The 26,839-nt window shown below is 57.8% G+C and carries 23 protein-coding genes, 1 tRNA gene, 2 rRNA genes and 1 pseudogene (1 of these 27 running past the window's edge); 14 read left to right on the top strand and 13 right to left on the bottom strand.

The window, feature by feature from the left end; translation table 11 throughout:
- Positions 1-10: 10 nt before the first annotated feature.
- Positions 11-1,354: an MFS transporter gene (locus LDB26_RS02350; protein WP_082635131.1), complete on the bottom strand. Its 1,344-nt coding sequence runs from the start codon at positions 1,352-1,354 to the stop codon at positions 11-13.
- 301 nt (positions 1,355-1,655) lie between these two features.
- On the opposite strand from LDB26_RS02350, the gene LDB26_RS02345 reads away from it, so the two are divergent.
- Positions 1,656-2,468 carry an SDR family NAD(P)-dependent oxidoreductase gene (locus tag LDB26_RS02345; protein ID WP_257540138.1) on the top strand — a complete coding sequence of 271 codons (813 nt, stop codon included), beginning with the start codon at positions 1,656-1,658 and terminating at the stop codon, positions 2,466-2,468.
- An 11-nt stretch (positions 2,469-2,479) separates the two neighbouring features.
- Positions 2,480-3,310: an SDR family NAD(P)-dependent oxidoreductase gene (locus LDB26_RS02340; RefSeq protein WP_257540136.1), complete on the top strand. Its 831-nt coding sequence runs from the start codon at positions 2,480-2,482 to the stop codon at positions 3,308-3,310.
- A gap of 35 nt (positions 3,311-3,345) precedes the next feature.
- On the opposite strand, the gene LDB26_RS02335 is transcribed toward LDB26_RS02340, so the two are convergent.
- The 5 genes from LDB26_RS02335 to LDB26_RS02315 form a co-directional block, all read right to left on the bottom strand.
- Positions 3,346-4,068: an SDR family NAD(P)-dependent oxidoreductase gene (locus LDB26_RS02335; RefSeq protein WP_257540133.1), complete on the bottom strand. Its 723-nt coding sequence runs from the start codon at positions 4,066-4,068 to the stop codon at positions 3,346-3,348.
- A gap of 43 nt (positions 4,069-4,111) precedes the next feature.
- Positions 4,112-4,888: an SDR family NAD(P)-dependent oxidoreductase gene (locus LDB26_RS02330; RefSeq protein WP_257540131.1), complete on the bottom strand. Its 777-nt coding sequence runs from the start codon at positions 4,886-4,888 to the stop codon at positions 4,112-4,114.
- A 166-nt stretch (positions 4,889-5,054) separates the two neighbouring features.
- A complete protein-coding gene (locus LDB26_RS02325; RefSeq protein ID WP_257540129.1) occupies positions 5,055-6,332 on the bottom strand; it encodes an aromatic ring-hydroxylating dioxygenase subunit alpha in 1,278 nt (425 codons plus the stop codon).
- A 163-nt stretch (positions 6,333-6,495) separates the two neighbouring features.
- Positions 6,496-6,897: a nuclear transport factor 2 family protein gene (locus tag LDB26_RS02320; protein ID WP_197413693.1), complete on the bottom strand. Its 402-nt coding sequence runs from the start codon at positions 6,895-6,897 to the stop codon at positions 6,496-6,498.
- Between the two features lie 163 nt (positions 6,898-7,060).
- On the bottom strand, positions 7,061-7,705 hold the full coding sequence (locus tag LDB26_RS02315; protein ID WP_062063718.1) for a TetR/AcrR family transcriptional regulator: 645 nt from the start codon (positions 7,703-7,705) through the stop codon (positions 7,061-7,063).
- A 264-nt stretch (positions 7,706-7,969) separates the two neighbouring features.
- Here LDB26_RS02315 and LDB26_RS02310 point away from each other — a divergent pair, with 264 nt between their 5' ends.
- The 8 genes from LDB26_RS02310 to LDB26_RS02275 all read left to right on the top strand — a co-directional run bounded on the left by LDB26_RS02310 (position 7,970) and on the right by LDB26_RS02275 (position 18,017).
- Entirely contained in the window at positions 7,970-8,995 is a 1,026-nt protein-coding gene (locus LDB26_RS02310) for a zinc-binding dehydrogenase (protein ID WP_062063716.1), read from the top strand.
- A 234-nt stretch (positions 8,996-9,229) separates the two neighbouring features.
- A complete protein-coding gene (locus LDB26_RS02305) occupies positions 9,230-9,574 on the top strand; it encodes a hypothetical protein (protein WP_062063714.1) in 345 nt (114 codons plus the stop codon).
- Between the two features lie 73 nt (positions 9,575-9,647).
- Positions 9,648-9,995, top strand: coding sequence for a hypothetical protein (locus LDB26_RS02300; protein ID WP_257540127.1), 348 nt, complete (start codon positions 9,648-9,650; stop codon positions 9,993-9,995).
- Between the two features lie 33 nt (positions 9,996-10,028).
- Positions 10,029-11,294, top strand: a complete 1,266-nt coding sequence (locus LDB26_RS02295; protein WP_257540125.1) for an aromatic ring-hydroxylating dioxygenase subunit alpha — start codon at positions 10,029-10,031, stop codon at positions 11,292-11,294.
- Positions 11,295-11,356: 62 nt separating this feature from the next.
- Entirely contained in the window at positions 11,357-12,202 is an 846-nt protein-coding gene (locus tag LDB26_RS02290) for a metal-dependent hydrolase (RefSeq protein ID WP_197413691.1), read from the top strand.
- 72 nt (positions 12,203-12,274) lie between these two features.
- Positions 12,275-13,105, top strand: coding sequence for an SDR family NAD(P)-dependent oxidoreductase (locus LDB26_RS02285; protein WP_062063708.1), 831 nt, complete (start codon positions 12,275-12,277; stop codon positions 13,103-13,105).
- A gap of 786 nt (positions 13,106-13,891) precedes the next feature.
- Positions 13,892-16,576, top strand: a complete 2,685-nt coding sequence (locus LDB26_RS02280) for a TonB-dependent receptor (protein WP_257540123.1) — start codon at positions 13,892-13,894, stop codon at positions 16,574-16,576.
- Positions 16,577-16,799: 223 nt separating this feature from the next.
- A complete protein-coding gene (locus tag LDB26_RS02275) occupies positions 16,800-18,017 on the top strand; it encodes an aromatic ring-hydroxylating dioxygenase subunit alpha (RefSeq protein ID WP_257540121.1) in 1,218 nt (405 codons plus the stop codon).
- Between the two features lie 130 nt (positions 18,018-18,147).
- On the opposite strand, the gene LDB26_RS02270 is transcribed toward LDB26_RS02275, so the two are convergent.
- On the bottom strand, positions 18,148-19,359 hold the full coding sequence (locus tag LDB26_RS02270; RefSeq protein ID WP_257540119.1) for a cytochrome P450: 1,212 nt from the start codon (positions 19,357-19,359) through the stop codon (positions 18,148-18,150).
- A gap of 33 nt (positions 19,360-19,392) precedes the next feature.
- On the bottom strand, positions 19,393-19,716 hold the full coding sequence (locus LDB26_RS02265) for a 2Fe-2S iron-sulfur cluster-binding protein (RefSeq protein WP_062063703.1): 324 nt from the start codon (positions 19,714-19,716) through the stop codon (positions 19,393-19,395).
- 125 nt (positions 19,717-19,841) lie between these two features.
- Between LDB26_RS02265 and LDB26_RS02260 the strand changes: the two genes are divergently transcribed.
- The 3 genes and pseudogenes from LDB26_RS02260 (at position 19,842) to LDB26_RS02250 (ending at position 22,383) form a co-directional block, all read left to right on the top strand.
- On the top strand, positions 19,842-20,231 hold the full coding sequence (locus LDB26_RS02260; RefSeq protein WP_062063701.1) for a nuclear transport factor 2 family protein: 390 nt from the start codon (positions 19,842-19,844) through the stop codon (positions 20,229-20,231).
- 70 nt (positions 20,232-20,301) lie between these two features.
- Positions 20,302-21,537, top strand: coding sequence for a cytochrome P450 (locus tag LDB26_RS02255; protein ID WP_062063700.1), 1,236 nt, complete (start codon positions 20,302-20,304; stop codon positions 21,535-21,537).
- Between the two features lie 100 nt (positions 21,538-21,637).
- Positions 21,638-22,383, top strand: a pseudogene (locus tag LDB26_RS02250) (IS5 family transposase).
- Between the two features lie 177 nt (positions 22,384-22,560).
- On the opposite strand, the gene istB reads toward LDB26_RS02250, so the two are convergent.
- On the bottom strand, positions 22,561-23,328 hold the full coding sequence (gene istB, locus LDB26_RS02245; RefSeq protein WP_213500153.1) for an IS21-like element helper ATPase IstB: 768 nt from the start codon (positions 23,326-23,328) through the stop codon (positions 22,561-22,563).
- A complete protein-coding gene (gene istA, locus LDB26_RS02240) occupies positions 23,325-24,818 on the bottom strand; it encodes an IS21 family transposase (protein WP_257541944.1) in 1,494 nt (497 codons plus the stop codon). The genes istB and istA overlap by 4 nt, the downstream gene beginning before the upstream one ends.
- Positions 24,819-25,071: 253 nt before the next feature.
- Between istA and LDB26_RS02235 the strand changes: the two genes are divergently transcribed.
- On the top strand, positions 25,072-25,239 hold the full coding sequence (locus tag LDB26_RS02235; protein ID WP_257540117.1) for a hypothetical protein: 168 nt from the start codon (positions 25,072-25,074) through the stop codon (positions 25,237-25,239).
- Here LDB26_RS02235 and LDB26_RS02230 read toward each other — a convergent pair.
- From LDB26_RS02230 to LDB26_RS02220, 3 genes are all read right to left on the bottom strand, one after another.
- Positions 25,225-25,301 (bottom strand) — tRNA-Met (locus LDB26_RS02230). The genes LDB26_RS02235 and LDB26_RS02230 overlap by 15 nt on opposite strands.
- Before the next feature lie 112 nt (positions 25,302-25,413).
- A 5S ribosomal RNA gene (rrf, locus tag LDB26_RS02225) occupies positions 25,414-25,528 on the bottom strand.
- 150 nt (positions 25,529-25,678) lie between these two features.
- Positions 25,679-26,839 (bottom strand): 23S ribosomal RNA (locus LDB26_RS02220); it runs 1,636 nt beyond the window's last position.

Below are 26,839 nucleotides of genomic sequence, written 5' to 3'. Positions count from 1 at the left end.
GGACGATAGTTCAACTCCGGCTGTCAATCGCTCGGCGCGCCTCGATTTCAGAACGGATTTCTGCATGGCGCTGCGGCGTCAGCCGCATCATCCGCGCGGTCAACCCCGCCAGCAGATAGAGACACATGGGGACGAAGCCATAGAGGATCGTCACGCCGGAAAGCGCGGCCGTACTATTGTCCGCACTGCCGGGCCTGAAGCCGATCAAATCCAGCGCGAAATAGACGATGCCGATCGACAGCGCCTGCCCGAACTTGTGCGTTACGGTGAGCAGGGCAAAGAGGAGACCTGTTCGGTCCTGACCGCTTACCAACTGATCTTCGTCGGAGACATCCGCCATGATCGAGCGGGGCAACATGTCCGCAGCGCAGGCGGCCGCTCCACCGAGGATTGCCATGCCGCCAAAATACCACAGATTGCCGGGCGGCATCGCAGTCATGAGCACCATATATGCAGCAAATCCTACCGATCCCACCATAAGCGCACGGTGCTTGCCAATGCGGTTGGCGAGCATCGACCAACCTGGGGCCGCGACAATGCTGACCAGATAGAACCCTACGAATTGCAGTCCGACATATTCGAAAGGCACCTTCTTCAGCATGGTGAAGAAGAAGAGGAAAACCGAAGCACTGATGCCCAGCCCCAGGCCAAGAAGAAGTTGCGTCGTGAGTATGAGGCGAGCAGACCCCAAAGTGAACAGGCCAGTATAATCGCGCAGCTTCGCAGCATGGGCCAGCGGCGGAGCCTTCTCCTCGCGCACATAAAACAGCGTGACGCCTATGGTGACGGGAACGGCGCCCAACACGAACCAGCCCATCGTACGAACGGTAAAGCTGCTGTCATCAGAGATCCGTTCCGCAAAGAGGATGGGCATCAGCATGACGAGGATAAGCCCGAGGGTGTTGAAGATCTGCCACCATGCGAACACGCGCGACCGCTCCCGATAATCCGGCGTGATGGCCGCCCCCATCCCCATCTGCGCGAGAATGACGATCGAATATCCTGCATAGGCCAGGACGAGACCCAACGACAGATAGAGCGGCCCCACGCCCTCGTCCGCCATGAACAGCACCCAAGCGCCCAGCATCACCAGCGGGCCACCCAGAAGCAGCCATGGCCGGAATCGCCCGAAGCGGGTCCGCGTCCTGTCCATCAGATTACCGGCAAATGGATCGAAAAGCAGGTCTGCCAGACGTACAACGGTAAAGATCAGGCCGACTATCGACAGGTTCAACCCGAGCCGATGGGCGTAATATTCGGGAAGGTAGATGATCAGCGGCAAGGTGAGTGCGGCCATTGGAAGCGCCGGAGCCGCCAAGGCGGCAAGAGTGCCGTTAGAAAGATGTCTGGCCATTCACGCATCCACTATTCTGTTTGTTCGGGAAATCTATCCGGTATCGTACGCCCTCCTCCTGTCATTCGACGGGGTCAGCTACTCATGGATCAATCATGGTTGATCTGCCCCTCGCGACTGGATGGTCAAAGGATATGGGTGATCGGCTTTTTCAATGACCATCATGAATGCCCTTGATCCGCCTTCCCCGATATTCCAGAATAGTACATGGATTATGCTATCATATAATGATTTTGGAAGCGATGACGGGGGCGTCCGCCGTCCGTTGCCAGCCTGAGCACGAAAACCCGGAGGAGGTCTCATGAAGAGAATGGAGGGCAAGGTCGCCATCATCAGCGGCAGCAATGGCGGCATCGGAGCGGCGGCCGCGCAACGGCTTGCAGGCGAAGGCGGCAAGATCGTCCTCGCCGATATCGATGTCGATGGCGCCGAGCGCACGGCCGAGCAGGTGCGCGCCACAGGTGGCATATGCTTTGCGCTCCATCTTGACCTTAACGAAGAGAGCAGCATCGAACACGCCATCGAACACACCGCTAATGTATACGGACGTATCGACGTGCTGCTCAACAACGCCGCCGATACACGCGGCGAAATCATGTCGCAGGACGCTGCCATGGAGTTTATGGACGCGAACATTTGGGACAGCGTCTTCCGGGTCAACGCGCGCGGCACAATGTTGATGATCAAGCATGTGCTGCCGCATATGGTGAAGCAGGGTGCTGGGTCCATCATCAACACGAGTTCAGGCGCCTCACTGCGTGCCGATTTGTTCCGCCCGGCCTATGCGGCCTCCAAGGCCGCGATCAACATGCTGACCGAGTATGTCGCGGCGCAATATGGGAAAAAGGGTGTCCGCTGCAACGCCGTGTCGCCTGGACTCGTGGTGACGGAAACTACGCGCCAGAACCAAGGCCACAATATGGATCTTTATCTTGCCCACCACCTTACCGAACGCCTGGGCGATCCGGACGATATCGCGGCTATGATTGCATTGCTGGCATCGGACGACGGCCGGTTTATTACCGGACAGATTATCCCAGTCGATGGCGGCATTTCCGCGCATTTCCCCCATGTCGCGGATACGCGCGGCGGGATCGACGCCTACAAGAACTGAGGAGTAGCGAGATGGGTAGACTGACGGACAGAACCGCCATCGTCACAGGCGCCGGGGTCGGCATCGGCGCCGCCACCGCGCGGCGGCTCGCCTCGGAAGGCGCGCAGGTCGTGCTGGCGGACATCGATCTTGCCGGTGCGGACAAAGTCGCGGCGGATATCCGGGAACAAGGCGGAGACGCCATCGCGCTACCGTTCGATCTGGCCGACGAGGTCAGCATAAAGAAGCTGATCGACGATACGCTGGCGCATTATGGCAAGGTAGAGGTGCTGTTCAACAACGCCGCCGACACCCGCCCCGCTGTGCTGGAGAATGACGGCCCCGCTATGGACCTTCCCATAGAGATTTGGGACCGCACTTTCCTGTGCAACGCGCGGGGAACGTTTCTGGCGATCAAATATGCTCTGCCGGCGCTGATAGCATCAGGCCGCGGAGCGATCATCAATACAAGTTCGGGCGCAGCGCTTCTCGGCGATGTCGCCCGCACCGCCTACGCTTCGGCCAAGGCAGCGGTCAACACGCTGACGCTCTATGTCGCTACCCAATATGGCAAACAGGGGATCACCTGCAACGTCGTCTCGCCAGGCATGGTTCCGACCGAAAACAGCCGGGCCAACCAGCCGGAGATGATCAAGGCCGTGGTGCGCCATCACCTGACGCCGGAACTTGGATATTCCGAGGATATAGCCGCCATGGTCGCGCTTCTGGCATCGGACGAAGGGCGTTTCGTAACGGGCCAGATCCTGCGGATCGACGGCGGCGTGACCAAGGCCTTTGCCCATGTTGCAGACAATCGCGAACAGTTCGAGGCGCATTGTAGCGCGAATTGGGGGACCATATAAGGGCAGGCGACGGCGACGCGCCGCCTGCTTTCCCGTCAGCAGATCATGGCCCCGTCGATCAGGAATTCGGCACCCGAAACATAGCTGGCATCGTCCGACGCCATGAACACGACGACGCGGGCGAACTCATCAGCCCCACCTACCCGGCCAAGCGGGATTATCGATTTGGCGTTTTCCCGCACGGAGGGCACCAAAGATGGCGTTTCGACCGCACCCGGTGTCAGCGTCACGACGCGGATATTGTCGGGCGCCAGTTCCTTGGCTCCCAGCCGGGTCATGCCGCGCACGCCCCATTTGGACACGCCATAGGCAAAGTAGCCAGGGAGGCTGGTGAAGGCGAGACCCGACGCGATGTTGATGATCGCGCCACCACCATTGGTCTTCATCGGGCCGCGCACGGCCTTCATGCCGAGGAAGGAGCCGACGATATTGACGTCCAGCATCCTGCGGAGAAACGCGGCGTCGGTGTTGTCGAAGGTGTCAGCCTTTGTGATGCCGGCATTGTTCACCAAAATGTCGATCTTGCCGAACGTGTCGAGGGTGCTTGCGACCACTCCCGCCCACCCCTCTTCGTCCGCGACGTCATGCTCTATCGCGATGGCGCTTTCTCCAATTTGCCCGGCGATCTCGCGCGACGCATCGCCGACGATGTCGGTGATCACGACCTTCGCGCCTTCGGCTGCAAACATTCGCGCTTCTTCGGCGCCCATGCCGCTGCCAGCGCCCGTAATGATCGCTACCTTGCCCTCAAGTCTCATTCCACTCTCCCCTATGTCCAGACGCTCGACCGCCGACTTGCCATCAGTTCAGCGTGGCGTGCGAACCGCCGTCGATCCGATAGTTAGTGCCGGTGATGTATGATGAATGGACACTCGCAACAAAACAGATGAGCGCGGCAATCTCATCGACCCGCCCTGTCCGGTTGACCAGGCTGCGCCATTGCCGGGCGAACCGCCGCTCTAGGCCATCGAGGTCCTTCTCCTCCCAGCCGTTCGCCTCTCCAATAGCCGGCAGATAACCCTTCAGGGTTTCGGTCAGTACATTGCCGGGGCTGATCGTATTTACCGTAATGCCGGTGTTCGCCAATGCCTTCGCGAGTCCCACCGACATGTTGACGAGAGCCGCTTTAGACGGGCCATAGGTCGGGAAATCCGGTGGTGGTTCGGTATAGGCGCCACTCGCAATATTGATGATGCGCCCCCAACCCTCCGCCTTCATCCCACCGACGCAGGCGCGCACCGTCCGGACCGCTGCAATGACATTCGATTGGTAGGTTTCGGCCCATTGATCAGGTGTCGCGTCCGTCCAGGTATGCGCGAACGGCTCATAATGGCCCAGATTGTTAACAAGAATATCGATGCCGCCATAGGCCGATAGCGCCATCCGCATCACCATTTCGGCTGATCGATCGTTACTGAGATCGCCCAAGGCAATCGCCACATCGCCGCCATTTCCTTCGATTTCGAAGCGAATGGCCTCCGCCCGCTCGGCGTTACGACCATGGATGACGACCTTTACCCCTTCGCTTGCAAGCATCCTGACTGTCGCCGCGCCGATGCCGGACGTACTGCCAGTCACCAACGCCCTTTTTCCTGCGATTCCGAGATCCATGTTCGCCCTTTGGTAGGAGTGCACCGCATAAGAACAGCCGCCACATTTCCAGCAGACGCGGAATCCGATCTGTACCGGTGCAGTCGAAAAGCAGCGCACTCGCTTGACGACGCGGCTTTTTTCGATAGCCAGTCTATTCCGCTGCGATCCTCGCGGCTGCAATATCGTTCGCGGCAGCTTCCGAAACTGCGGCCAGATGCTTGCAGAGGCCCTCTTGCTCACCGAACTGCACGATTTTCTTCGCGCCGCTTTCCATCACCATCTGCTGTTGCACAAGTGCGAGATTGTCTTCCATCAACGTATCGCGATTCAGCGCCAGTGAATATTGCACAGCGAACTGGTTCCGCAGGCTCTGGGGCCGTTCAAAGTGATAGACCGCCTCCCAGTAGCACTTGTTCGGAGCAATCGGCCAGAAACGATGCAGCCACCAGCCGCCAAGTGAGAGGTGAAAGATAAAGTGAGGGTAAAGCACGAATTGATCGTTACCCCAGAAGTTAGAGCGCGTGGGGTTTATATCCTCATGACCGGCAAATGTTTCCTCCGGCTTATCCTGAGCGCCGGTGTCGGCGATCACCATTTGCTGCGCGTTCATGAAGGAAAATGCCTGTACGAGCTTGGCTGGTGATAATTCGAAGTCGGGATTGCGCGGTACGGAATTCATCCGATGCGCGCCGAGATATTCGACGTGGAGCGGATGAACAAAGGGGTTGTCCGTCGACGACAGCATCTTGCTGACGGTACGGGCGTGGAGTGCCCGGACGTGATAAGCCTCGCATTGCGCCTCAATCGCGAGCTTCCAATTGGCGTCAATCATCGAGCCGACACGAGCCGTGTAAGGATAGCTGGCAAAGGGGACGTTCTTGAGCCGTTCGGTCAGCGGCCCCAGATAGTCGGCCAGCGACTGCGTACCTTCCAGGTCAAGGTTGATAAAGATCAGACCTTCCCAAGTCTCGCAGCGGATGGGGGTGAGGCCGCTCTCTTTCTTGTCGACATAGCTGAAGCAGGCTTCGTCAGGGATATTGATGAGATCCCCTGCCCAGTCGAACATCCAGGCGTGATAGGGACAGGAAAACTTGCCCCCGCGGCCTTTCTCGTCCCAGACGAGCTTCATCCCGCGATGCGAACATATATTGTGAAAGGCGCGGATCTCACCATCCTTGCCACGCACGATGATCACCGAAACCGACCGCACCTTGACCTCGCGGACAATCCAATCGCCGGGATTGACCAGTTCGGCCGTCTCCGCGACGTTCAACCAAACGCGGCCGAAAATTTCCTTTTCCGCCTCGAACCGCTCCTGCTTGTAGTACACGCCGAGATCGACCTTGCCGGTTTCCATGATGAAGGGGTCAGGCCGCAGTTCACCAGTACCCAGGTCAAAAGGCGTCAAGACTGGCTGCTGCATACCCATATCAGGTCTCCTCCACGCAGTCGCCAATTGAGTGGCGCGCGATTCCTATGATGAGCGGTCGGCGCCGCTCATCTTGTTCGAGAGCGATATAGCAGAGACGCGAGGGACATCCAAAGTTCACCGCTTTACACACCGTCAACATTCGGCCCGGCGCCAGCCCCCTTCAGACCATGCCTTCTCCCGGTCGGCCCGCCTTTTTGGTGAGTTGCGCCGTGTCGAAATATTCCTCCCCCCGATAAACCTTGCCTTCGCGAACCTCGGCGACGAAACAATAGGGTGAGGAGATGTTCTCTCCGGCCAGAACGCCGGTCATCGTCGCCTGCAAGATGAAGCCTCGCTCGGTTATCGTGATCTTGAGGTCTTCGTTCTTCTGATTCTCGAACATCGCATGCGCCGCCTTCAACGTCTCGACGAATTCCGCGCGCGAGCGATATTGCGGATCGAAGTTATACCACATGGTGAAATCATCATGCAGAACAGTCTGGAACTTGTCCGTATTATGCTCTTCCGAAACACTTGCCCAAAACTGGGCCAGGCGCATCGCTTCATCGCGATCAATCGTCACCGACATCCTCCATCCGAAAACTTGTTATCGACTATGGCTATCCATAAGCATCGACTAGTCGACACCTGTCTGTGGGCAGGCCGATATTACGCAACGATCGCTCGCGATGCCAACTTGGCCAACTGCTGCCCTCTGCACGAATGAGAAGTCGGCTGATTCCGCCTTATGCCCTCAACGCGCGCAGGATGAATTCAACTGAGTGGGCACGCCAATAATTTGCATCGGTTTCTGCGGATCGACCCACAAACCGCTCGAACATTCCGCGTGAAGACACGCACCCCGAAACGATGATCGTCGTCATGAATTCCAGCATGTCCGACCCGATGAAATCACTGAAAATGCCATCTGCCTGGCCTCTTTTCAGCACGCGATCGATGCGCTGGTAGAGGTCGAGTTGCATGCGCCGCGTCTCGCCTCCCGGCAATCTGATGTGAGCGCCCCCATGCAGGCTCTGGTCGACCGTGAGCAATCCGATGGCCGGATCGTCAAGAAAGTGGTCATAGACCCCTTCTATATAGGCGCGAATTGCCACCTGCGGTTCCATGGCGTCGAAGTCGATGACAAGCAGCCGCCTGTACGCCTCCCGCGAAATCTCCTTGGAGAGTTCGGCATAGAGTTCCTCCTTCCCGTTGAAGTAGGAATAAACGAGCTGCTTGCTGACCTGGGCCCGACGCGCGATATGCTCCATTTTGGTGCCATCGAAGCCATTCGTGATGAATTCCTGTCGCGCAGCGGCAAGAATTTGCCCGATCGTGCGGGAAGAATCGCGCGCAACGCGTGCCTTGCCTGTCAGGTCAGGGTCGGTCATACACATGGACGCCCGGACAGCGGGCAGCAAAAAAGGGTCCCGATCATGGCGCCAATATAATGCGCCACGGGAGAAATCACATCCCTGCCGCAAGCCAAGAGCAGTTTTCCCAATGGGGAGGGTCAAGATCTGACATGAAGGGCCTGTCGGGTTTCGCAGCAGAAAGAGCGGAGCGAAGCGCTTCGCCTTATGTCGCCATGGGCACATCGCTCGTCGCAAAAGCAACCGCCCCGAGCGGGGCTCTGCATATGAGAGGAAGATGAAATGCGCGCTGCAGTTTTCCGCACCGACAGGCGACGACTCGGAATCGAACTGGTAGCCGATCCGACGCCTGCGGCCGGGCAAGTAGTTGTAAAAGTGCATCGTTGCGGCATCTGCGGCAGCGACTTGCACATGGCGGAAGGGCACAGCTACGCTTTCGACGATGGCGCGGTTCCCGGTCATGAGGTTGCGGGCGAAGTGGTGGCGACGGGCACCGGTGTCGAGAACCTTGCCATTGGCGATCATGTCGCGGTCTTGCCTTTCCTGACCTGTGGCGAATGCGTGGCCTGCAAGACGGGCGACGCTGTCGGTTGCACGGCATTCGGCATGTTCGGCGCATTTGGAGTGACGGGCGGCTATGCCGAATATTTACTGACTAACGCGCTCTGGTGCGTGAACCTGCCACGTTCGCTGAGTTTCGACGATGGAGCGTTGGTGGAGCCGCTGGCAGTGTCATTGCGTGCCGTGCGCGCTTCGGGAATCCAGAGCGGCGATCGCGTGCTCGTCATGGGCGCAGGGGCGATCGGGCTGGCCGCCGCTTATTGGGCGCGACTTTCCGGCGCTGAACGAGTCGTGATGTCCGCCACCTCTGACCGCCGAGAGGAGATCGCGCGGGCAATTGGCGTCGACGCATTCATCCTGCCCGAGGAAGGGCGCACCTTTGCGGAACAAAGCGCGGAAGCGCTCGGGAGGCCCGCCGACATTGTATTCGAATGTGCTGGCGTCGCCGGTTCGCTCGATCAGGCGGTCTCCGCGGTTCGTCGCCGGGGCATGATCGCCGCACCCGGCTTCTGCTGGATGCCAGACACCTTCTCGGCCATGCCAGCCATGATGAAAGAGGCGACGATCCGCTATACCAACATGTACGACACACGCGAGTTCGAGATCGCCATCGGCGCGCTCGACAACGGGCATGTGGAACCGCGAGCCATGATTACCGACACCGTCCCGCTCGACAATGCGCCTGCCATGTTCGAGGAACTGCGCGGCCGCAACAATCACTGCAAGGTGATGATCAAGCCTTGGTGACCTGATGTTCCGGGCTGTCGATGCGCCGCAACCCGATATACCGATCGCTCGCGCACCTCTCTTTGGATGCAGTGGACGCGGCGTCAATATCGAAGCCTCGCCAATACAGACCGGATTGTGCATAGTCTCAGTATCACATGGCGCCGGCACCCAGACCAGCGACCGGGGCTGCTCGGAAAGAACGATTTCAGCGCCAGCCATAGAGAATGGCGCGAAATTGGGGAGAGATGATTTATGATTGAGGCAGTTTCCCTTCCAGCAGGGTTCGAAGCGCTTGCGCCCTATGCCGGAACGTGGGGCAAGCTTGAGGATCAGGCGGAACGCTACCTCTTCCGCCAGCAGAGCAGCATGAAGGACCTGAAGGCTTTCTACGACGCCACTGCGCCGCGCCTGAAAGAGATTTTCGACCATCTGGACAAGTTCCCGATGGACCGCCTGCCAGCTTCAGAGGCTCTCCTCTACCGTACCGCCTTGGGCCTGACCGAGGCAGCGATGGCGATCGAGGTGTTCGATCAACCGGGCGTGCCCTATGCCCCCTTCCCGCATCACATGGCCATCGAATGGAACGAGTATAAATAGGTTTGCAGCGTCCGGGGGCATCCCTCAAAGTTCGCCGCCAGCCATCTTATTCCAGACCTGATCGAGCATCATCATGACGACATTGCAGCTTCCAGAGCAATTTGCCTTCCTACAGCCTTTCGTGGCTACCTGGGGCAATCTGCACACGCAGGATGAACGGTACAGGAAACGGCAGGAACTGGCCTATTCCGATTTGAAAGCGTTCCACGCCGCGCTCGCTCCTCGTCTGGAGGAGATATTTTCCTATCTCGATGGGTTCGATCCGATTGCGCTGCCGGAGCAGGAGGCATTGCTGCTGCGCGTGATATTGGGCCTGACTGAGACCGCGCAGGCGGTGGAAATCTTCGAACAGCCGCATGTGCCCTATGCTCCATTCCCGCACAGCGTCAAAATGGAATGGGTAGGCTACCGGCCACATTGAAGCGGCAAACCGCTTGGCGGAAGAGGATAACATATGGTCGACATCAGCCAATATATGACCAAGGCCCACGACATGGGCCTCGTCGATGGCACAGTGCCGGTGGAATATTATACCTCGCCGGAATATTTCCAGCGCGAGCAGGCGATGATCTTTCGACGCGCATGGCTCATGGTCGGACGGGTCGAGGAGGTTGGAAATCCCGGCGATTTCGTGGTGCGTAAAATACCGACCCTCAGCGCGAATGTCATCATCGCACACGGAAAGGACGGGCAGGTCCGCGCCTTCCACAACAGTTGCTCGCATCGGGGAGTGGCGCTTGTCTGCGAGGAGCGGGGCAATGCGCTGACGTTCCGCTGTCCCTATCACGCATGGCTGTATCGCATCGACGGCTCCCTAAACGCGGTGCCATCTGCACAGGACTTCCCACATGTGGACAAGGCCAAGAACGGACTTGCGCCGATCCATCTCGACACATGGAACGGGTTTATCTTCCTGAATTTCGCCGACACGCCGGAAGTTTCGCTCCGCGAATTCCTCGCAGGCCTGGACGTGATGCTGGATGGAGCGCCGTTCGACCAGTTCCCCTTCTACGTGCAAGTGACCGATGAGATCGACTGCAATTGGAAGAACCTCGTCAATGCCTTCAACGAGGGTTACCATGTCGCCATATTGCATCAAAAGACGCTGCGTCCGGCTGTGGTTCCTCAAGAGAACCCACATCTCAACTATCTCGACATCAAACAGTTCGGGCCGCACAGCGCGGGAACGGTGCAGCGCAATTTCGACTATAACCCGGACGCGCCGGTCCTGAGCTGGGTCTATTCCCAGATGCTGCCGACATCCGCCCCCGACCAACAGGCCATCGCCGAGGGCCGGGCGGGCTTCTACGAGCATCCGGGGATCAATCGGCTCAATATCCCGAACTTCGGAACCGAGACCATCACGATCTTTCCAAATATTTCGCTTCAGCCGTTGGCAAACGGATATCTATTCTATCAGTTCTGGCCGCTGAGCCACAACCGCATGCGGATGGAAGTACGAATCTATAGCCGTCATGCGCCGAAGAACCTGCGCGAGGAATTCGCGATGGCCCACACGCTGGCGGCGACGCGCGATGTCGTTGTCGAGGATATGGCGATGTCACGCCTCCAGCAGATCGGGCTGGAAACCGGCGGCAAAAAGGTACAGAATTTCGGCGAGAACGAACCATTGCTCCGCATGTTCACGCGTGACTACGAAGCCTATCTGGCGGGCGGCGGGATGCTTCCCGGACAAGATAGCGCGGAAGCTGCGGAATAAAGCAGGCTCGAGGGTATATTCGGCGTCTTGCGATGGCTCCCAGGGTGCATAAAGGCAATAAGATGAAAGTCAGGTTCCCCAAGTTCGACTTCTCGAACATTCGCGCGCGTTGGGCTCCCAATGGGGAGTTTGCACAGCGTGCCAACGCGGCCTCGCTGATTCCCGCCTATATCGAACCCTATCTCTTGAAGGTGATGATAAAGGCGAAGCCCCTTATCGAGCCCTCCAAGACGCGCCTGGTAGAAGAGCTGGATATCTTCATCAAGCAGGAGATGCAGCATTGCAAGCAACACATCGCCTTCAACAGGCGTATGCACGAACTGGGCTATGCCTGGCTGAAGCCGATTGAGAGAGACTATGAGGCGACATATAAGCGATTTCTTGAAACGAAATCACTGCGCTTCAATCTCGCCTATTGCGAAGGCTTCGAGTCGCTGAGCGCGACGGCCTGCCAGCTCTATTTCGAGGATTATAATGAACTGCTGGAGGGCGCCGATGCGGAGCCCACGGACATGTGGCGATGGCATTTGGCCGAAGAGTTCGAGCATCGTACCGTATGCTCGGATGTCTATCATGAACTCAGCGGCCTAAATCCGATCTTCGCCTATTTCTATCGAATATATGGTTACTTCTATGCGTTGGTCCATCTCGGTCGATTTCAGATGATGGTTTCAAAGAAACTGCTGGAGCATGATCGCGCGAAGATGACGCCAGCCGAATTGAAAGAATCACTCGTGCGCGACAAATATGCCCGGAAAGTGATGGGCCGCCACTTCGTGAGTTTCTTCTTCCAGATTTGCTCACCCTTCTACGACCCCGCCAAGCGACGGGAACCTCAAGGCTATCGTGCCTATCTGGAGCAGTTCGAAAAGAAATATGACGCCGATAGGGAAGTCGTCGCAGCCTGAATTTCGTCCCTGCCATCCTGACCTGCATCTTTTGCAAACGGGCGTCCAATTTTCAGAGGGATACACAGAAACGTGAAAAGGCTCGACGGTAAAGTCATCCTCATCAACGGCGCGGGATCAGGAATCGGTAAAGCCTGTGCCGAGGCATATGCCCGGGAAGGCGCCAAAGTCATTGTCGCAAGCCAGAGCAAATCATCGGAGAAGGTTGCGGCCGATATCGTTGCCGCGGGTGGCAATGCACATCCCTTTGCAGCCGATATTTCGGATGAAACCGCCGTAAAGGGCCTGGTCGATTATGCGATCCAGACCTATAGTCGAATCGACGTCTTGCACAACAATGCTGCGATGACTGGCGACATCATGATGCAGGATCGTGATGTGGTAAACATGGACGTCGATCTATGGGACCGCACCATGGCCGTGAATCTTCGCGGCCCCATGCTTTGCGCCAAGCATGTGATCCCCCATATGCTGAGACAGGGTGGTGGCAACGTCATCACGACTGGTTCCACCAAAGCGCTGCAAGGCGATATCGGCCAGACCGCTTATGGCGCATCCAAAGCCGGTGTGCACAACCTCACCTACAATATTGCGGCGCAATATGGAAAATTCGGCATTCGCGCCAATGTGTTGATGGTAGGTTTGGTGCTCTCAGGCGCATTGGAGGACAATATGCCCGAACCGATCCGCCAGCTCATGCTGCGTCACAAGCTGACGCCATTCATCGGCGCGCCGGAAGACTGCGCGAAGGCTGCCATATTTCTGGCGTCGGATGAGTCCCGCTATACGACCGGTCAGAATTTGCATGTCGATGGAGGCTATTCCAATCACGCCCCTTCACTGGCGGAGTTCCGCGATCTGTTTGCCCATATGGCAGCACAGGATGGAGATGGTAAGAACTGATCGCCTTCCTCATCGATACGCGCTTGCCACGCAAATATCATGCGTCGGTCATGCCGCCTTTCGCACATGGACGCTACCGGCACAGCGCCATGGATCAGCAGGAACTGTTCGACCGCCACCCCGCTGAGCGTTGAGCATGATCTATATAGATGATGCCCCGGGAAATTGGTGCGGGATACAGAAATAATGACCGCCCGGCCAAAGCCAGAGCGATCCCGGACTGCGAACTAAAGCTTCACCGTCACACGCCTTATTCAATGTATTTCTGGATAGCTAATTTGCTCCCCTTCCGGTTCCAGCCGGACTGCTTGATAGCAACGCAGTCTACAGGTTGACGAGCGACCTTCACGGCAGCGTCGACATCGCCCTGTTGGGCGGCCATCTGCGGCCCCGAATGACAATCCGCCACGTCGTGCATTATTCGACACGCCATATATGATATGCCCAACCCATTCGATGCAAGGCGTTGCCGCAGTGATGAAGCCAGATCGCATCGAGCCTTTTAGCCCATATATATCTTTACGCATTAGGAGCGACACGCCCTCCTCTGCGCCGTGCAATGCCTGCCGCCATAATCCTAGAAAAGGGAAGATCAAAGCCTTGATTTCCGCTCCACCTTGACTTCTCAATCAAACTTTGAATTTTCGTGCATGATTTTTACGTTGCATTACGCCGCGCGGTTGTGCAGGATTGATAACAATCAAGAAGATCAGACCGGCTGCCCTTCCACTCACATTGCAGGCGCGGCGACAAGTCACGAGAAATGATTCGATCATGGGGAGGACGATGATGAGGGAAATTCCCAAAAAGGCTCTGCTTGCCGGTATCAGTGCAATATTCGCAGCGTCTCCGGGTGCTTATGCACAAAGCAATACCTCCACTCAATCTGTAAGCGATAACGAAATATCGGATATCGTCGTCACCGCGCGCCGGCGGGCTGAAAGCCTTCAGTCCGTTCCTGTAGCGATCACTGCGATTACGGCCGATGTCCTGCGTGAAAAGGCGATTACCACGCCATATGATCTCGGCAATTCGACGCCCGGCATTGTCGCCGCCACCGGCAGTTCGCAACGTAACGACGTGCTTTACTTCATCCGTGGCCAGGGCGCGACCTTCGGGAGCTCGCCATCGGTGGTCACTTATTTCGCCGATGTGCCGCAGCAAACCAACTCCGCCTCCGGGGGGTCCAACATCACTTTCTACGATCTGGAGTCAGTCCAGGTTCTGAAGGGCCCGCAGGGTACTCTGTTCGGCCGCTCAACGACTGGCGGCGCGGTGTTGCTGACCCCCAAGGCGCCTTCGGGCGAGTTTGATGGGTTCTTCGAGGCAGCCTTGGGCAACTACAGTTCCCGGGAGTTTACCGGCGCGGTGAACGTGCCGATCTTTGAGGACCGGCTCGCGATCCGCGTGGCCGGCAACTACAGCTATCATGACGGCTTCTCGAAAAGTCTTACAACCGGACAGGATCTGGATGACCGCGACCGTTCGTCCTACCGGATCAGCGTGCTGGCGCGACCGACCGACTGGCTGACGAGCACCACCATCTTCTCGGATGTGAACATCAAGGAGAATGGAACGGCGAGCGTTCTTGGCACCTACGAACCCAATGGCGTGGCACGCCGCGTTGTGGATCCGCGCCTGCCCGGCGGATCGGTCATAACCGGATCGCTGCTCGACACGCGGGTGGGAGCCGGCATCCTGGGCGTTACGCCTGGAGTAACCGAGGCGACCGCCAGCGGTTATGGTTATATATCGGTGGCTGGCCTTTGCACCAATCCCGGCATCACGGCGCTCTATGCAGCCAGCGGCAAGTCGGTCGCGAACTGCATTAACGAGCGAATTGCCCTCATCAACGGTGTCCGCGCCAGCCTTGACGGAGAAGCAGCGCGCATCGCGGCGGGCGGAAGCGTCCGGCGGCTTGCGACCACAAGGCCGAACTTTCTTCGTTCACAGGTCCAACAGCTGATCAACACTACCGAGCTGAATTTCGGCGAGCTTGGATTCCTGGGCGACACCAGCTTCAAGAACATCTTTTCCACGACACGCAATCTTCACTCCGAAGTTGTCCGGGAGATTCAGGGCGGCGTCGGCTCAGGCGTGGTCTATAACGACCTCGATGTCAGCAACCCGAACTGCACGCCCACGCTTTGCACCGGACAGGTCAATGTCAGGGATTATGGCGCCGGCAAGAATGACTGGTTCGACGTATGGTCGGAAGAAGCACAGGTGTCCGGCCAGATCGGCGGCAGCCATGACTGGATGATCGGCTACTTCACGGAACATTCCAACGTGAACGCCTATCTCAACTATCCGGCCATCTTCCAGACGCTGAACGGCGCCTTCACGGTTCCGGCGGGACTTCCGGGCATATCGACTGGCTACAATCGCGACTATAAATCTTCGCAAACCGGTTATTTCGGGCAGGCGACCATCGATTTTGCCGCCTTCGGCTTCGAAGGCCTGCGTTTGACCGGCGGCTATCGGTACAGCGTTGTCAAACAATCGCTTCTGGCGGTGAACGCGCTTCTCCCCTCCACGGGCGTGATCGTCGCACCGGACAACCCGGCCATCACGACGGACGATCCGATCCCCGCTTCCCTCAAGCAAACGGCGGACAGCTATACCTTTTCGCTCGACTATAAATTCTCGCCGGATGTCATGGTTTATGGCACCACGCGCAAGGGCTTCAAGCAGGGAGGCATCAACATCCAGTCGATCCTGCCGGCCCAGAACGGGGTGGCGGCGGCTTTGCCGACGTTCAAGCCTGAAACAGTCACTGACTATGAATTGGGCATCAAGGCAGATTATAATCTGGGCGGCATCCGCATGCGGACCAATCTGGCGCTGTTCCAGGCCGATTTCTCCGGCCTGCATCGCGCCACTTCCTTCTTCAACGGCCAGACCGCATCGAACCAGATCGAGAATGCCGCAAAATTGCGATCGCGCGGCCTTGAACTCGAACAAGTCATCCGTTTCACCCCCGCCTTCACGGTCAATGTCAATTACGCCTATCTCGATGCCAAGTTCAGGAGTTTTCCGGGCGTGATCGTCCGTCCGTCAGACGGAGCGATCATAGAACGATCTCGCACCCCCATAACGGGTGCGCCAAAGCACAAGTTGGACGTCGCGGCGCGATATCAATATGATGCAGGTGACACGGGTGACTTCATATTGGCTGGCAATGTGTCGTATCAGTCTCGTACGAGCGTCTCGGACGATGCTCTTTTCTCGCTCACGCCAGAGGAGCAATCTCCCTACGCCATCGTCAATCTGCGTCTCGACTGGAACAATATCATGGACAATGCAGTCGACCTCAGCATTTTCGTGAAGAACTTGTTCAACGAGACATACAGGACTGGCGCGGGCAACCTCGTCAGCTCCCAACTCGGTACGACACCTTATGTCTATGGCGATCCGCGCGTGTACGGTGTGCAGCTTCGGGCACGGTTCGGTCGCTCGGCGGAACGCTGAAGTCTTTCGTCAGCGATGGCGAGGGAAGGACGCCGTTGCCGCGCCCTTCCCTCGCAACTCAAGCCACGCATGATTATTCAAGACGAACAATCGCGATAGCTCGTCCAGCGCCACGCAAGACGGACGGTGCGTCAATCTTCGGCGCTGTTACCCTATCGCCCCCACTGGTAAGGTGCCGGAAAGCACGCAGGGATAGCGCCGTTGAATTCGGGAGTGGAGTGACATGGACAGCCAAGCGGCCGCAACGCTTATTGAGCGCGTCGAACGGGAAGCAAAGCGCATCACTTATCCGGCGGATTTCCCCGCGCTGCCCGATCTGCCAACCGCCCGCTACTGCGATCCGGCCTTCTTTGCTCTGGAAATGCAGTATGTTTTCAACAAGACATGGCTCTATGCCGGTCATGAAAGCGAATTGCTTGAGCCCGGCGCTTATAAGCTGTTCACCGAGATGGATCGCTCTGTCATTCTCAGCCGAGGCAAGGACCGGACCATCCGCGCATTCAAGAACACCTGTCGCCATCGCGGCGCGGCGTTGGTGACTGAACCGGCGGGCATCGCAAAGCGCTTCATCTGCCCCTATCATGCCTGGGGTTATGCCAGCGACGGCGAACTCAGGTCCGTACCGGAAGCACATAACTTCACCTGTTTGAACAAGGCGGAAAAGCCGCTGCTCCAGGTGCGCTGCGAGCTATGGCGCGGTTTCATCTTCATCAATTTCGACGAAGCGGCGGAGCCTTTGGCCGACTTCATCGCCCCGCTCGCCGCACAAGCGGAGAGCTTCCCGTTCGAGCGCATGGTGGTCAAGCGCACATTGCGGACGGAGATCGCGTGCAACTGGAAGACAGCTTATGACAATTTTCTGGAAATCTATCATGTCGCGACTGTCCATCAGAAAACCATAGCGCCGTTCCTCGATTCAAAGAGCTTCGTCGTCACACCGCTGGAAAACGGGCACGCCCGTTTCACAACCCGTAAACGCATAGAAAATCTCTACGGCGCCAGCGACATCAAGGGATTGGATGAGAGGTTCAGAAGCCTGACCGTCGCCCTGCCCCGCTTTCCTAACGGCTTCACGGCACTGGACCCATCAGGCTTCAACTGGATGAACTTCTGGCCGATAGGACATGACCGGATGGCTGTCGTTTCCACTATATTCGGCGAGACATTGAAAGATTCCGATGCCGACCGCGCATATTGGGATGAATTCAGCGCCTATCAAGTAAAGATCCTTGACGAAGATCTTGGCCTGTTCACCACAATTCAGCGCTCCATGCGTGAAGGTGATCTTTCCACTCTGACCCTGAGCTATCAAGAGCAGTATTTGCAGTGGTATAATGAGCATATCGACCAGAAAATCGGACGCGATAACATACCCTCTCACTTGCGTGTAGTGCCGGTAATGACGGCAGCATTCGGCGATGAAGATCACCCGGCGGAGTGAGCGATGCTGGAGTGGGGCATTTCTGCCCCAGCTCATCCGTAAATGACAGAAATCTTGCCGCAATCACCCATATAGTCTCATTATCGCTAGTCCGCCGATAGCAACGATCGATCCGCAACGACGAGCAGAATCAACCCTTGATGCGGGCGCGCAGGCTAAGCGGGCTACGGACAAGATTCGAAAAGGCGTAGGTCGGCGGCCCGAGAATCTCGATGTCGAGATCGCGTATAAGGGCCTCCTCCCAAAGGATACGCAATTGCATCTCGGCAAGCCGCGCGCCGAGACAGCGATGAGGCCCCATTCCGAAGGCGGTATGCTGCCGGGCATTGGGGCGATCGACCTGGAGTCTGTCGGCGTCTTTAAAGACGCTCTCATCGCGATTGCCGGAAATGTACCACATCACGACCTTGTCACCTGCGGCAATCGTCTGATCACCCAATTCAACATCGCATGTCGCCGTGCGACGCTGATAGATGACCGGGGTCTGGTAACGGATTATTTCCGCTGCAGCATTTCCGGCCAACCCTGGATTGGCCTTCAATTTCCGCCATTCATCAGGAAACTCGCTGAAGCCCCATGCTCCGCCTGACATCGAGTTGCGGGTTGTGTCATTTCCTCCCACGAGAAACAAACCGAACAACGCGCAGATTTCGTCGAAGGAGGCGGAGCGCACACCCTCATCATGTGCGAGAAGCGAAATGATATCGTAGCTCTGTTCCTCTTTCTGGCGCTGCTGCCAAAGCTCCATCATCGTCATGTAGAAGTCCTGGAGGCCAGCCTGGCGCTCCGCCTCGGTCCGGATGGGGCTTTCGGGATCGTCAAGATCGGCGGTCAGCACATCGGACCAGTGCACCAACTTGTGCCGCTGTTCGACGGGATAGGCGAACAACGTAGCCAACATCATCGATGTCAACTCGATCGAAACCCGCTGAACCCAATCAAACTCTTCGTTGCGCGGCAACGCATCCAGCACCCTGCCGGCGCGCTCACGGATCAGACTCTCCATTTGCGCGAGGCTCCTGGGCGCAACCACCGCCGTTACATTCTTTCGCTTTTCCGTATGTACTGGTGGGTCCATTTGCATGAATGAAGCTGCGACGCGATCTTCTATCGTGACCCCCCCATGAAGATAAGAAGAAGAAAATGACAGTGGATCGGTATCGACGCGAACAATATCGGCAAAACGCGTGATCGACCAATAGGGCCCACTACGGCTCCGTGGGCAGTAATATACCGGATGCTCCGCGCGAAGCTGAGCGAATAGCGGGCGCCAGCTATCGTCGCGATAAATCTGCGGATGACTGACATCCAGCGCATCTGCGGCTTCCATGATCTGTTGCAAGATACCCTCCTCGTCGTTTTTTTATAATTTTGTCTATTGGCCTTCCGGGATTTCCACAATCAACCCGTCGTGAATTGCAATCAGATTAACCTGGCATGCGAGCCGCGAGTTCGGGCGGGCATCGACAGGCGCTCCAAAGATCATGGTTTCCTCCGTCGAGCCGGGTTCGACGCGGCCAACTCGCTCAACCCATGCCGGATCTACATAGACATGGCATGTGCCGCAGGCGCATTGGCCGCCGCAGTCTCCTGGGATACCGATTATATCGTTGGCCAGCGCGACATGCATCAGCGTGTCGCCCTCACTCGCCATTACAATGCGCTCGCCGGCTTCGGCGTTTCGAAAGATGATCTGCATTCCTCTCCCGCTCTATTCGTATCGAACTTTAACGACCAGCCGCCTATTTCATTGTCGACAGCTGGGGGATAACTATCTTACCACAGAATACCGCTGACAAAAGCGGGAAAGGATGAGGATAGCCGATGAATCAGGACATTGAGAAGAATCGCGACGTCGCGCTCCGGCTGGTGAAAGCTGTTGGATCTGGCGACATGGCAACCGTAAAAAAACTGATCCACCCAGATCTCGACTGGTGGCTGAACGGCATGGGCCATCTCGATCATGATGCATTCCTTGCCTCGTTGCACATGTTGCACAGTGCAAAAACGGGCGGGTTCACCGTCATCACCTCGACTGCCGATGCGGATCGCGTCGCCGTCGAGATGGTGGGACATTTCGAATATGAAGATGGGCGCATCTATGACAATAATTATTGCGAATTGATGACGCTGAAAGACGGGCTGGTCTATAAAGTTCATGCCTTTTTCGACACTGGAGCGGCAGAAAAGGCGTTCGGAGCGACGCCTAGTTAGAAGTCCTCCGCACAATTCGCGTCCGCCTTTATTAAAGAGAGAAGATCAAACAAGGAGAGCCTAGGTGAATATGGCAATATCATCCGACGTTCCCGTTTTCGCCGAGCTGGACCCGCTCGATCCTGATCAGGTCGCTGATCCTCATTTCTTGCTGGCGCAGGCACGCCGTAACCATCCCGTTTTCTTCATGCCTAAATATGGCTGGTATGTCGTGACCCGACTGGATGACATTACGCGTATCGCGAATGATCCAGAAACCTTCTCGAACCGGATGTTCGTTACCGTTCCCGAAGTCCCTGCGGGATTCCGCACGCGTCTGCCGCTGGGGTTTCCGATGAAGGTTCAGCTCGCAGCCGCCGATCCGCCGGCCCACGGGCGATTGAAGCGCTACATGCAAGCCGCCCTTTCGCCCCGCATCATAGCTGCACACGCCGATCAGATTCGCCAGATTGCGCGTCAACTCGTCGATGAGATGCTACGCAGTCCAGATCGCCAGGCAAATCTCGTGACCAGCTACGCCGATCGCATTCCGATGATGGCGATTGCCGCGTTGCTCGACGCTCCTGTAGAAGATTATGATCGCTATCGGCTATGGGTCGATGCCTCGCTCGAACTCATCACCACCAACCCCTCGCCAGAACGGCTAGAGTGCCTTGCCGAGACGCTTCAGGATTTCGACAGCTTCATCCGCAAGCTGATCCATGACCGGCGCGAACGGCCCGGCGAGGATGCGATCTCGAAGATGCTGGCCGCAGCCGATGAAGGGGATGCGCTGGGCGAGGAAGAGATTCTCGGCCTTGTCAGCTCGATGCTTCTCGGCGGGACGGATACAACCAGCACGGCCATAGGCAATATGGTGTGGAATCTTCTCCACCATCGTGATCAGTGGGAGGCCGTTCGAGCCGACCGTAGCCTGCTCGCCAAAGCTTTCGAAGAAAGCGTACGCTTCAGGGATCCCGGACGCGGGCCGATCAGGGTTGCGACACAGGATGTAGAAATCCGGGGAATACCAATCCCTAAGGGGTCATTAATTCAGCTCTGCACGATGGCGGCAGATCATGACGAAACCGTGTTTGATCACGCCGACAGATTTGATATTTTTCGTAACGACCTGAAAATTGCACCGGCCTGGGGGCGAGGTATTCATATGTGCGTCGGTCGCCTGCTTGCCCATCTTGAAGGGGAGATCGCCCTCGACATACTGCTGGATCATGTTCCAGACCTCGAACTCGTCGGCGACGGCGGCCGTTTGTACACGCCGCAGTTAATGATGCCCACGCTACGCTGCCTGAATGTCAGCTGGTGACCGACATCCTTAGCGGGCCAATCTAGGGTCTGTACTCAATAAGGTTGCGCGAGACCGTTTCGGCGGGTTCAATGCTTTCTGTGAGAAGCAGGAGGCATTGATGGCGCGGCAGTTGAGGTGGTTGAGCGATACGGAGTGGGCTAAGATCGAGCCTTTGCTGACGCAGGGGCGCAAGGGTGCGCGGCGTGTCGATGACCGGCGGGTGATCTCGGACATCATTCACATGCTCAAGATCGGTGCGCGGTGGCGCGGGACACGGACCTTGCACAATGATCTACAACCGCTTCCACCGCTGGAGCGGGCAAGGCGTCTGGTTCACCGTCTTCGAGGCGTTGACCGGATATAGCGGGATGTGGGGCTCGGCCGCGATCGATTCCACCAGCATCAAGGTTCATCGTTCGGCGGCCGGCGCAAAAGGGGAGATTCGCTCAAGGCATCGGAACCTCGCGCGGCGGACGCACCAGTAAAATCCACGGACTGACCGATGCTGCCGGACGGCCACGTGTCCTGCTGATCTCGCCCGGCAGCTTCTCCGACATGACCATCGCGCCCGCCCTGATCGAAGCTGCACATGGCCGCTTCGACCGGCTCATTGCCGACCGTGGCTATGACAGCAATACCATCCGCACCTCTATCCAGGCCCAGGGTGCCGAGGTCGTCATCCCCGCTACCCGCAGCCGCAAAGAACCGATCCCCTATGATCGTGACGCCTATCGAACCCGCAACCTCGTCGAACGCCTCTGGTGCCGCCTGAAGGACTGGCGATGCATCGCCGCCCGCTACGACAAGCTCGCAGCCAACTATATGGCAGGCGTCTTCCTCGCTGCCATACTTACTTTCTGGTGACGCCAGCATCATCAGGATGAAGGCGCCCAGGAAAGATTGGCTACCGTAGACGGGTGTCAACGGCGGAGCAAAAGTCGGCCATGGGGCGGCGTAAAACCAGGCCATCGTGTTACACGCCGGGGGGAGTGGCGTGAGGGCGTAGCCCGAGGGCCACTCCCCCCGGCATTGGCTTGCTTTTCAGGGTCTGATTTTGGCCTTGCGGGCCCGGCTGTGAGCGAGGCGATAGCTTTCGCCGTTCATCTCGAGGATGCTGACGTGATGGGTCAGGCGATCGAGGAGCGCGCCTGTGAGACGCTCGGATCCGAAGGTTTCGGTCCATTCGTCGAAGGGCAGGTTGCTGGTGATCAAGGTGGAGCCGCGTTCGTAACGCTGGGAGATCAGCTCGAACAGCAGTTCGGCGCCGGTCTTGGAGAGCGGTACGAAGCCCAGTTCGTCGATGATGAGCAGTTTGTATCCGACCATCTGCTTCTGGAAGCGCAGGAGACGCCGCTCGTCGCGCGCCTCCATCATTTCGCTGACCAGCGCCGCCGCAGTGGTGAAGCCCACCGACAGCCCTTTCTGGCATGCTGCCAGTCCGAGCCCCAACGCTACGTGCGTCTTTCCGGTGCCCGATGGCCCCAGAGCGATGGCGTTCTCACGCCGCTCGATCCACTCGCAGCGCGCCATCTCGAGCACCTGCATCTTGTTGAGCCTGGGGATGACGGTGAAGTCGAAGCTGTCGAGGCTTTTGACGGCGGGGAAGCGCGCGGCCTTGATGCGCCGCTCGACCATACGACGCTCCCTGTCGATCATCTCCATCTCGACAAGGCGGGCGAGGAAGCGGATATGATCGACGCCTTCAGCGGCACATTGCCGGGCGAGCTTGTGGTGCTCTCGCAGGCACGTAGGCAGCTTGAGTGCCTTGAGATTGTGAGCGAGAAGAAGCTCCGGGGTCTGATCGCTCATGCGGCCTCCTGCTGGTCGGAGAGCAGGCTCAGATAGGCTCTGGCAAAGGTCTTCTCGACCGTTGTGCGTGGCAGGAAGGGATAGACGTCCAGGTCCAGCCTGGGCGGTACGCGTTCGACCCGGCACAGGGCGAGGTGCTTGACGGCATCGAAGCCGATGGCGCCAAGATCAATGGCCTGTTCCACCGCCGCCTGGAGATCGGCGAGGGTGAACGTTTCCAACAGGCGCAGCACCTGTACATATTCACGCCTGCCATGCTTGTGCATGCGGCCTTCCATCAACCGCTGCAGTGTCGTGAACGCTTCGGGCAAATCCCAGCCCTGCAAAGGCGCGGCCTGGTCGAATGCGTTGATCTTCTGCTCGATCAGCGGGAGATAGTGGAGCGGGGCGAAGATAACCTCCTCGCGGGCATAGCAACGAGAATGACGGGCGATAACTTCGCTGCGGCATCCGATCACCACTTCATCGACATAGGCCCTGATCCAGACCTCCTGATGGCCCCAGACTACCGGAACCGAATAATCGTTGGTCCTGTAGCGCACCAGAGATTGCGAGGAGACCCGCCCGCTCGTCTGATCGCAGGCCTCGAAGGGTGTAGCGGGCAGAGGCTGCATGGCCGCCAGATCGCGCTGCAAGCGCTCATCGATCGTCTCGCTCTCCCCGCGCACCTTCTCCTGCTGGCGCTTGCGACATTGCTCCTCCAGCCATAGGTTGAAGGCCTCCCAGGTCGGGAACTTCGGGATCGGCACCATGAAATTGCGGCGGCAGTAACCTACCAGCCCTTCCACATTGCCTTTCTCGTTCCCCTTGCCCGGACGGGCATAGCGGTCGCGGATCACATAATGCGACAGGAAAGCGCTGAACAGCGTGGCACGCTTGCGCGTGCCGTCTGGCAGGATTTTCGCCACAAGGCAGCGATCGTTGTCGTAAACGATGGAACGCGGCACCGCGCCGAAGAACGCGAAGGCATGAACGTGTCCGTCAACCCAAGCCTCCGCCACCGCCGCCGGATAGGCCCGCACATAGCAGGCATCACTGTGCGGCAGATCGAGTGCGAAGAAGTAGGCCTTCTGCTGCACCCCGCCGATCTCCACCAGCGCTTCCCCGAAATCGGCCTGCGCATCCCCCGCCGGGTGGGCCAGCGGCACGAACATCTCCCGGCTGCGTTGCTCACGCTCGCGGATGTAATCCTTGATGATCGTATAGCCGCCGGTGAAACCATGCTCGGCGCGCAAGCGGTCGAATACCCGCTTCGCCGTATGGCGCTGTTTGCGCGGGACGCAGCGGTCCCCTTCAAGCCATCCATCAATGATCGCCACAAACCCGTCCAGCTTCGGGCGCTGCGGGACAGATTGACGCCGGTAACCCGGTGGCGATGAAAACGACAGCATCTTGCGCACCGTGTCGCGCGACACATTGAAACGCTTCGCCGCCGCCCGCTGGCTCATGCCATCCGCGCAAGCCAAACGGACCTGAAGATAAAGTTCCACGCTGTAGATCCCCACACCTCCCTGACTTGGCAGAAAGGCTTCAAGGTGGACGACTTTTACGCCGCCCGCAGCAGGACTATCCCGCCGCTAGCGTGGTCGAATATTGCTCCGCCGTTCTCAGACGGGTACTGCTGCCTTTGTATCCGATCATGGGATTGATCGGCGGGATAGCTGGTGGGATGCGGGGGGGGTGTAGGCGAAGCGGGATGTCGCGCTCGCGCAATTCTTGTTTCAGGCGGGGCCAGGCACGGCTTTGCGGGGTTTTGTCGAGGCGATGGTGCTGGTGCTGGGTGGCGCACGGGAGATCGACGTGCGCGGCGATCTGGCTGGCATTCTGTCGATGGCCTTGGCCTTTGAACGCAAAAAGCCCGCCTTGCGGGCGGGTTTGGGGGTGATGGTTTTTATGTGGTTGCGGGAGTAGGATTTGAACCTACGACCTTCAGGTTATGAGCCTGACGAGCTACCGGGCTGCTCCATCCCGCGTCAACCATGGTGTTGGATCAGGTAGCGGTGTCCTTTTCCTGTGCGAGGCCGATGGACCGCTGAGGCCAACGAACATGTGAATGGGTTTTAAGTTCGAAGCGCGTGCTGCAATGCCTGGCGACGCCCTACTCTTCCGGGGCTTGAGCCACAGTACCATCGGCGCAGTCAGGTTTCACGTCCGAGTTCGGGATGGGATCGGGTGGGTCACTGACGCTATGGTCACCAAGCAATGAAGCAGGCGCTTCGGGTTATAATCGATACCGTGCACAGGGGCATTTTTTGTAAAAATGCGTTTACGAACAAATTTATATATCTGGCTGGTCATCACCACGGATCGATGAAGCGCTGTTGCCAGTGCTGTCATTGATGGTGGGACTCTCAGGCGCGAACAGAGCAATTAGGACCGGTTAGCTCCATATGTTACCACACTTCTACATCCGGCCTATCAACGTCGTGGTCTACGACGGCTCGATGAAATCTTATCTTGAGGGAGGCTTCCCGCTTAGATGCTTTCAGCGGTTATCCCGTCCATACATAGCTACCCTGCTGCGCTCCTGGCGGAACGACAGGTACACCAGAGGTATGTTCAACCCGGTCCTCTCGTACTAGGGTCAACTCCTCTCAAATTTCGACGCCCACGGCAGATAGGGACCAAACTGTCTCGCGACGTTCTGAACCCAGCTCACGTACCACTTTAATTGGCGAACAGCCAAACCCTTGGGACCTGCTCCAGCCCCAGGATGTGATGAGCCGACATCGAGGTGCCAAACGATTCCGTCGATATGAGCTCTTGGGAATCATCAGCCTGTTATCCCCGGCGTACCTTTTATCCGTTGAGCGATGGCCCTTCCACGAGGGACCACCGGATCACTATGACCGACTTTCGTCTCTGCTCGACTTGTCAGTCTCGCAGTCAGGCGGGCTTATGCCATTGCACTCTAACAGACGGTTTCCAACCGTCCTGAGCCCACCATCGCGCGCCTCCGTTACTCTTTAGGAGGCGACCGCCCCAGTCAAACTACCCGCCACAGAGGGTCCCTGCACCGGATAACGGTGCGAGGTTAGACATCAGAAAACAACAGGGTGGTATTTCACCTATGGCTCCACATCAACTGGCGTCAATGCTTCAAAGCCTCCCACCTATGCTACACAGTTCTTTCCTAATGCCACTCTGAAGCTGCAGTAAAGGTGCACGGGGTCTTTCCGTCTAACCGCGGGTACTCCGCATCTTCACGGAGAATTCAATTTCGCTGAGCATATCCTGGAGACAGTGGGGAAGTCGTTACGCCATTCGTGCAGGTCGGAACTTACCCGACAAGGAATTTCGCTACCTTAGGACCGTTATAGTTACGGCCGCCGTTTACCTGGGCTTCAATTCAGTGCTTGCACACCTCCTCTTAACCTTCAGGCACCGGGCAGGCGTCAGGCCCTATACGTCGTCTTGAAGCCGACTTAGCAGAGCCCTGTGTTTTTGCTAAACAGTCGCTACCCCCTGGCCTGTGCCCCCCACAAAAAGTTGCCTTAATGTGGGGCCTCCT

Origin of the sequence: Sphingobium sp. CFD-1 (assembly GCF_024611115.1) — a bacterium.
Taxonomy (GTDB): domain Bacteria; phylum Pseudomonadota; class Alphaproteobacteria; order Sphingomonadales; family Sphingomonadaceae; genus Sphingobium; species Sphingobium baderi_A.
This window is presented reverse-complemented; position numbering and strand designations above follow the sequence as displayed.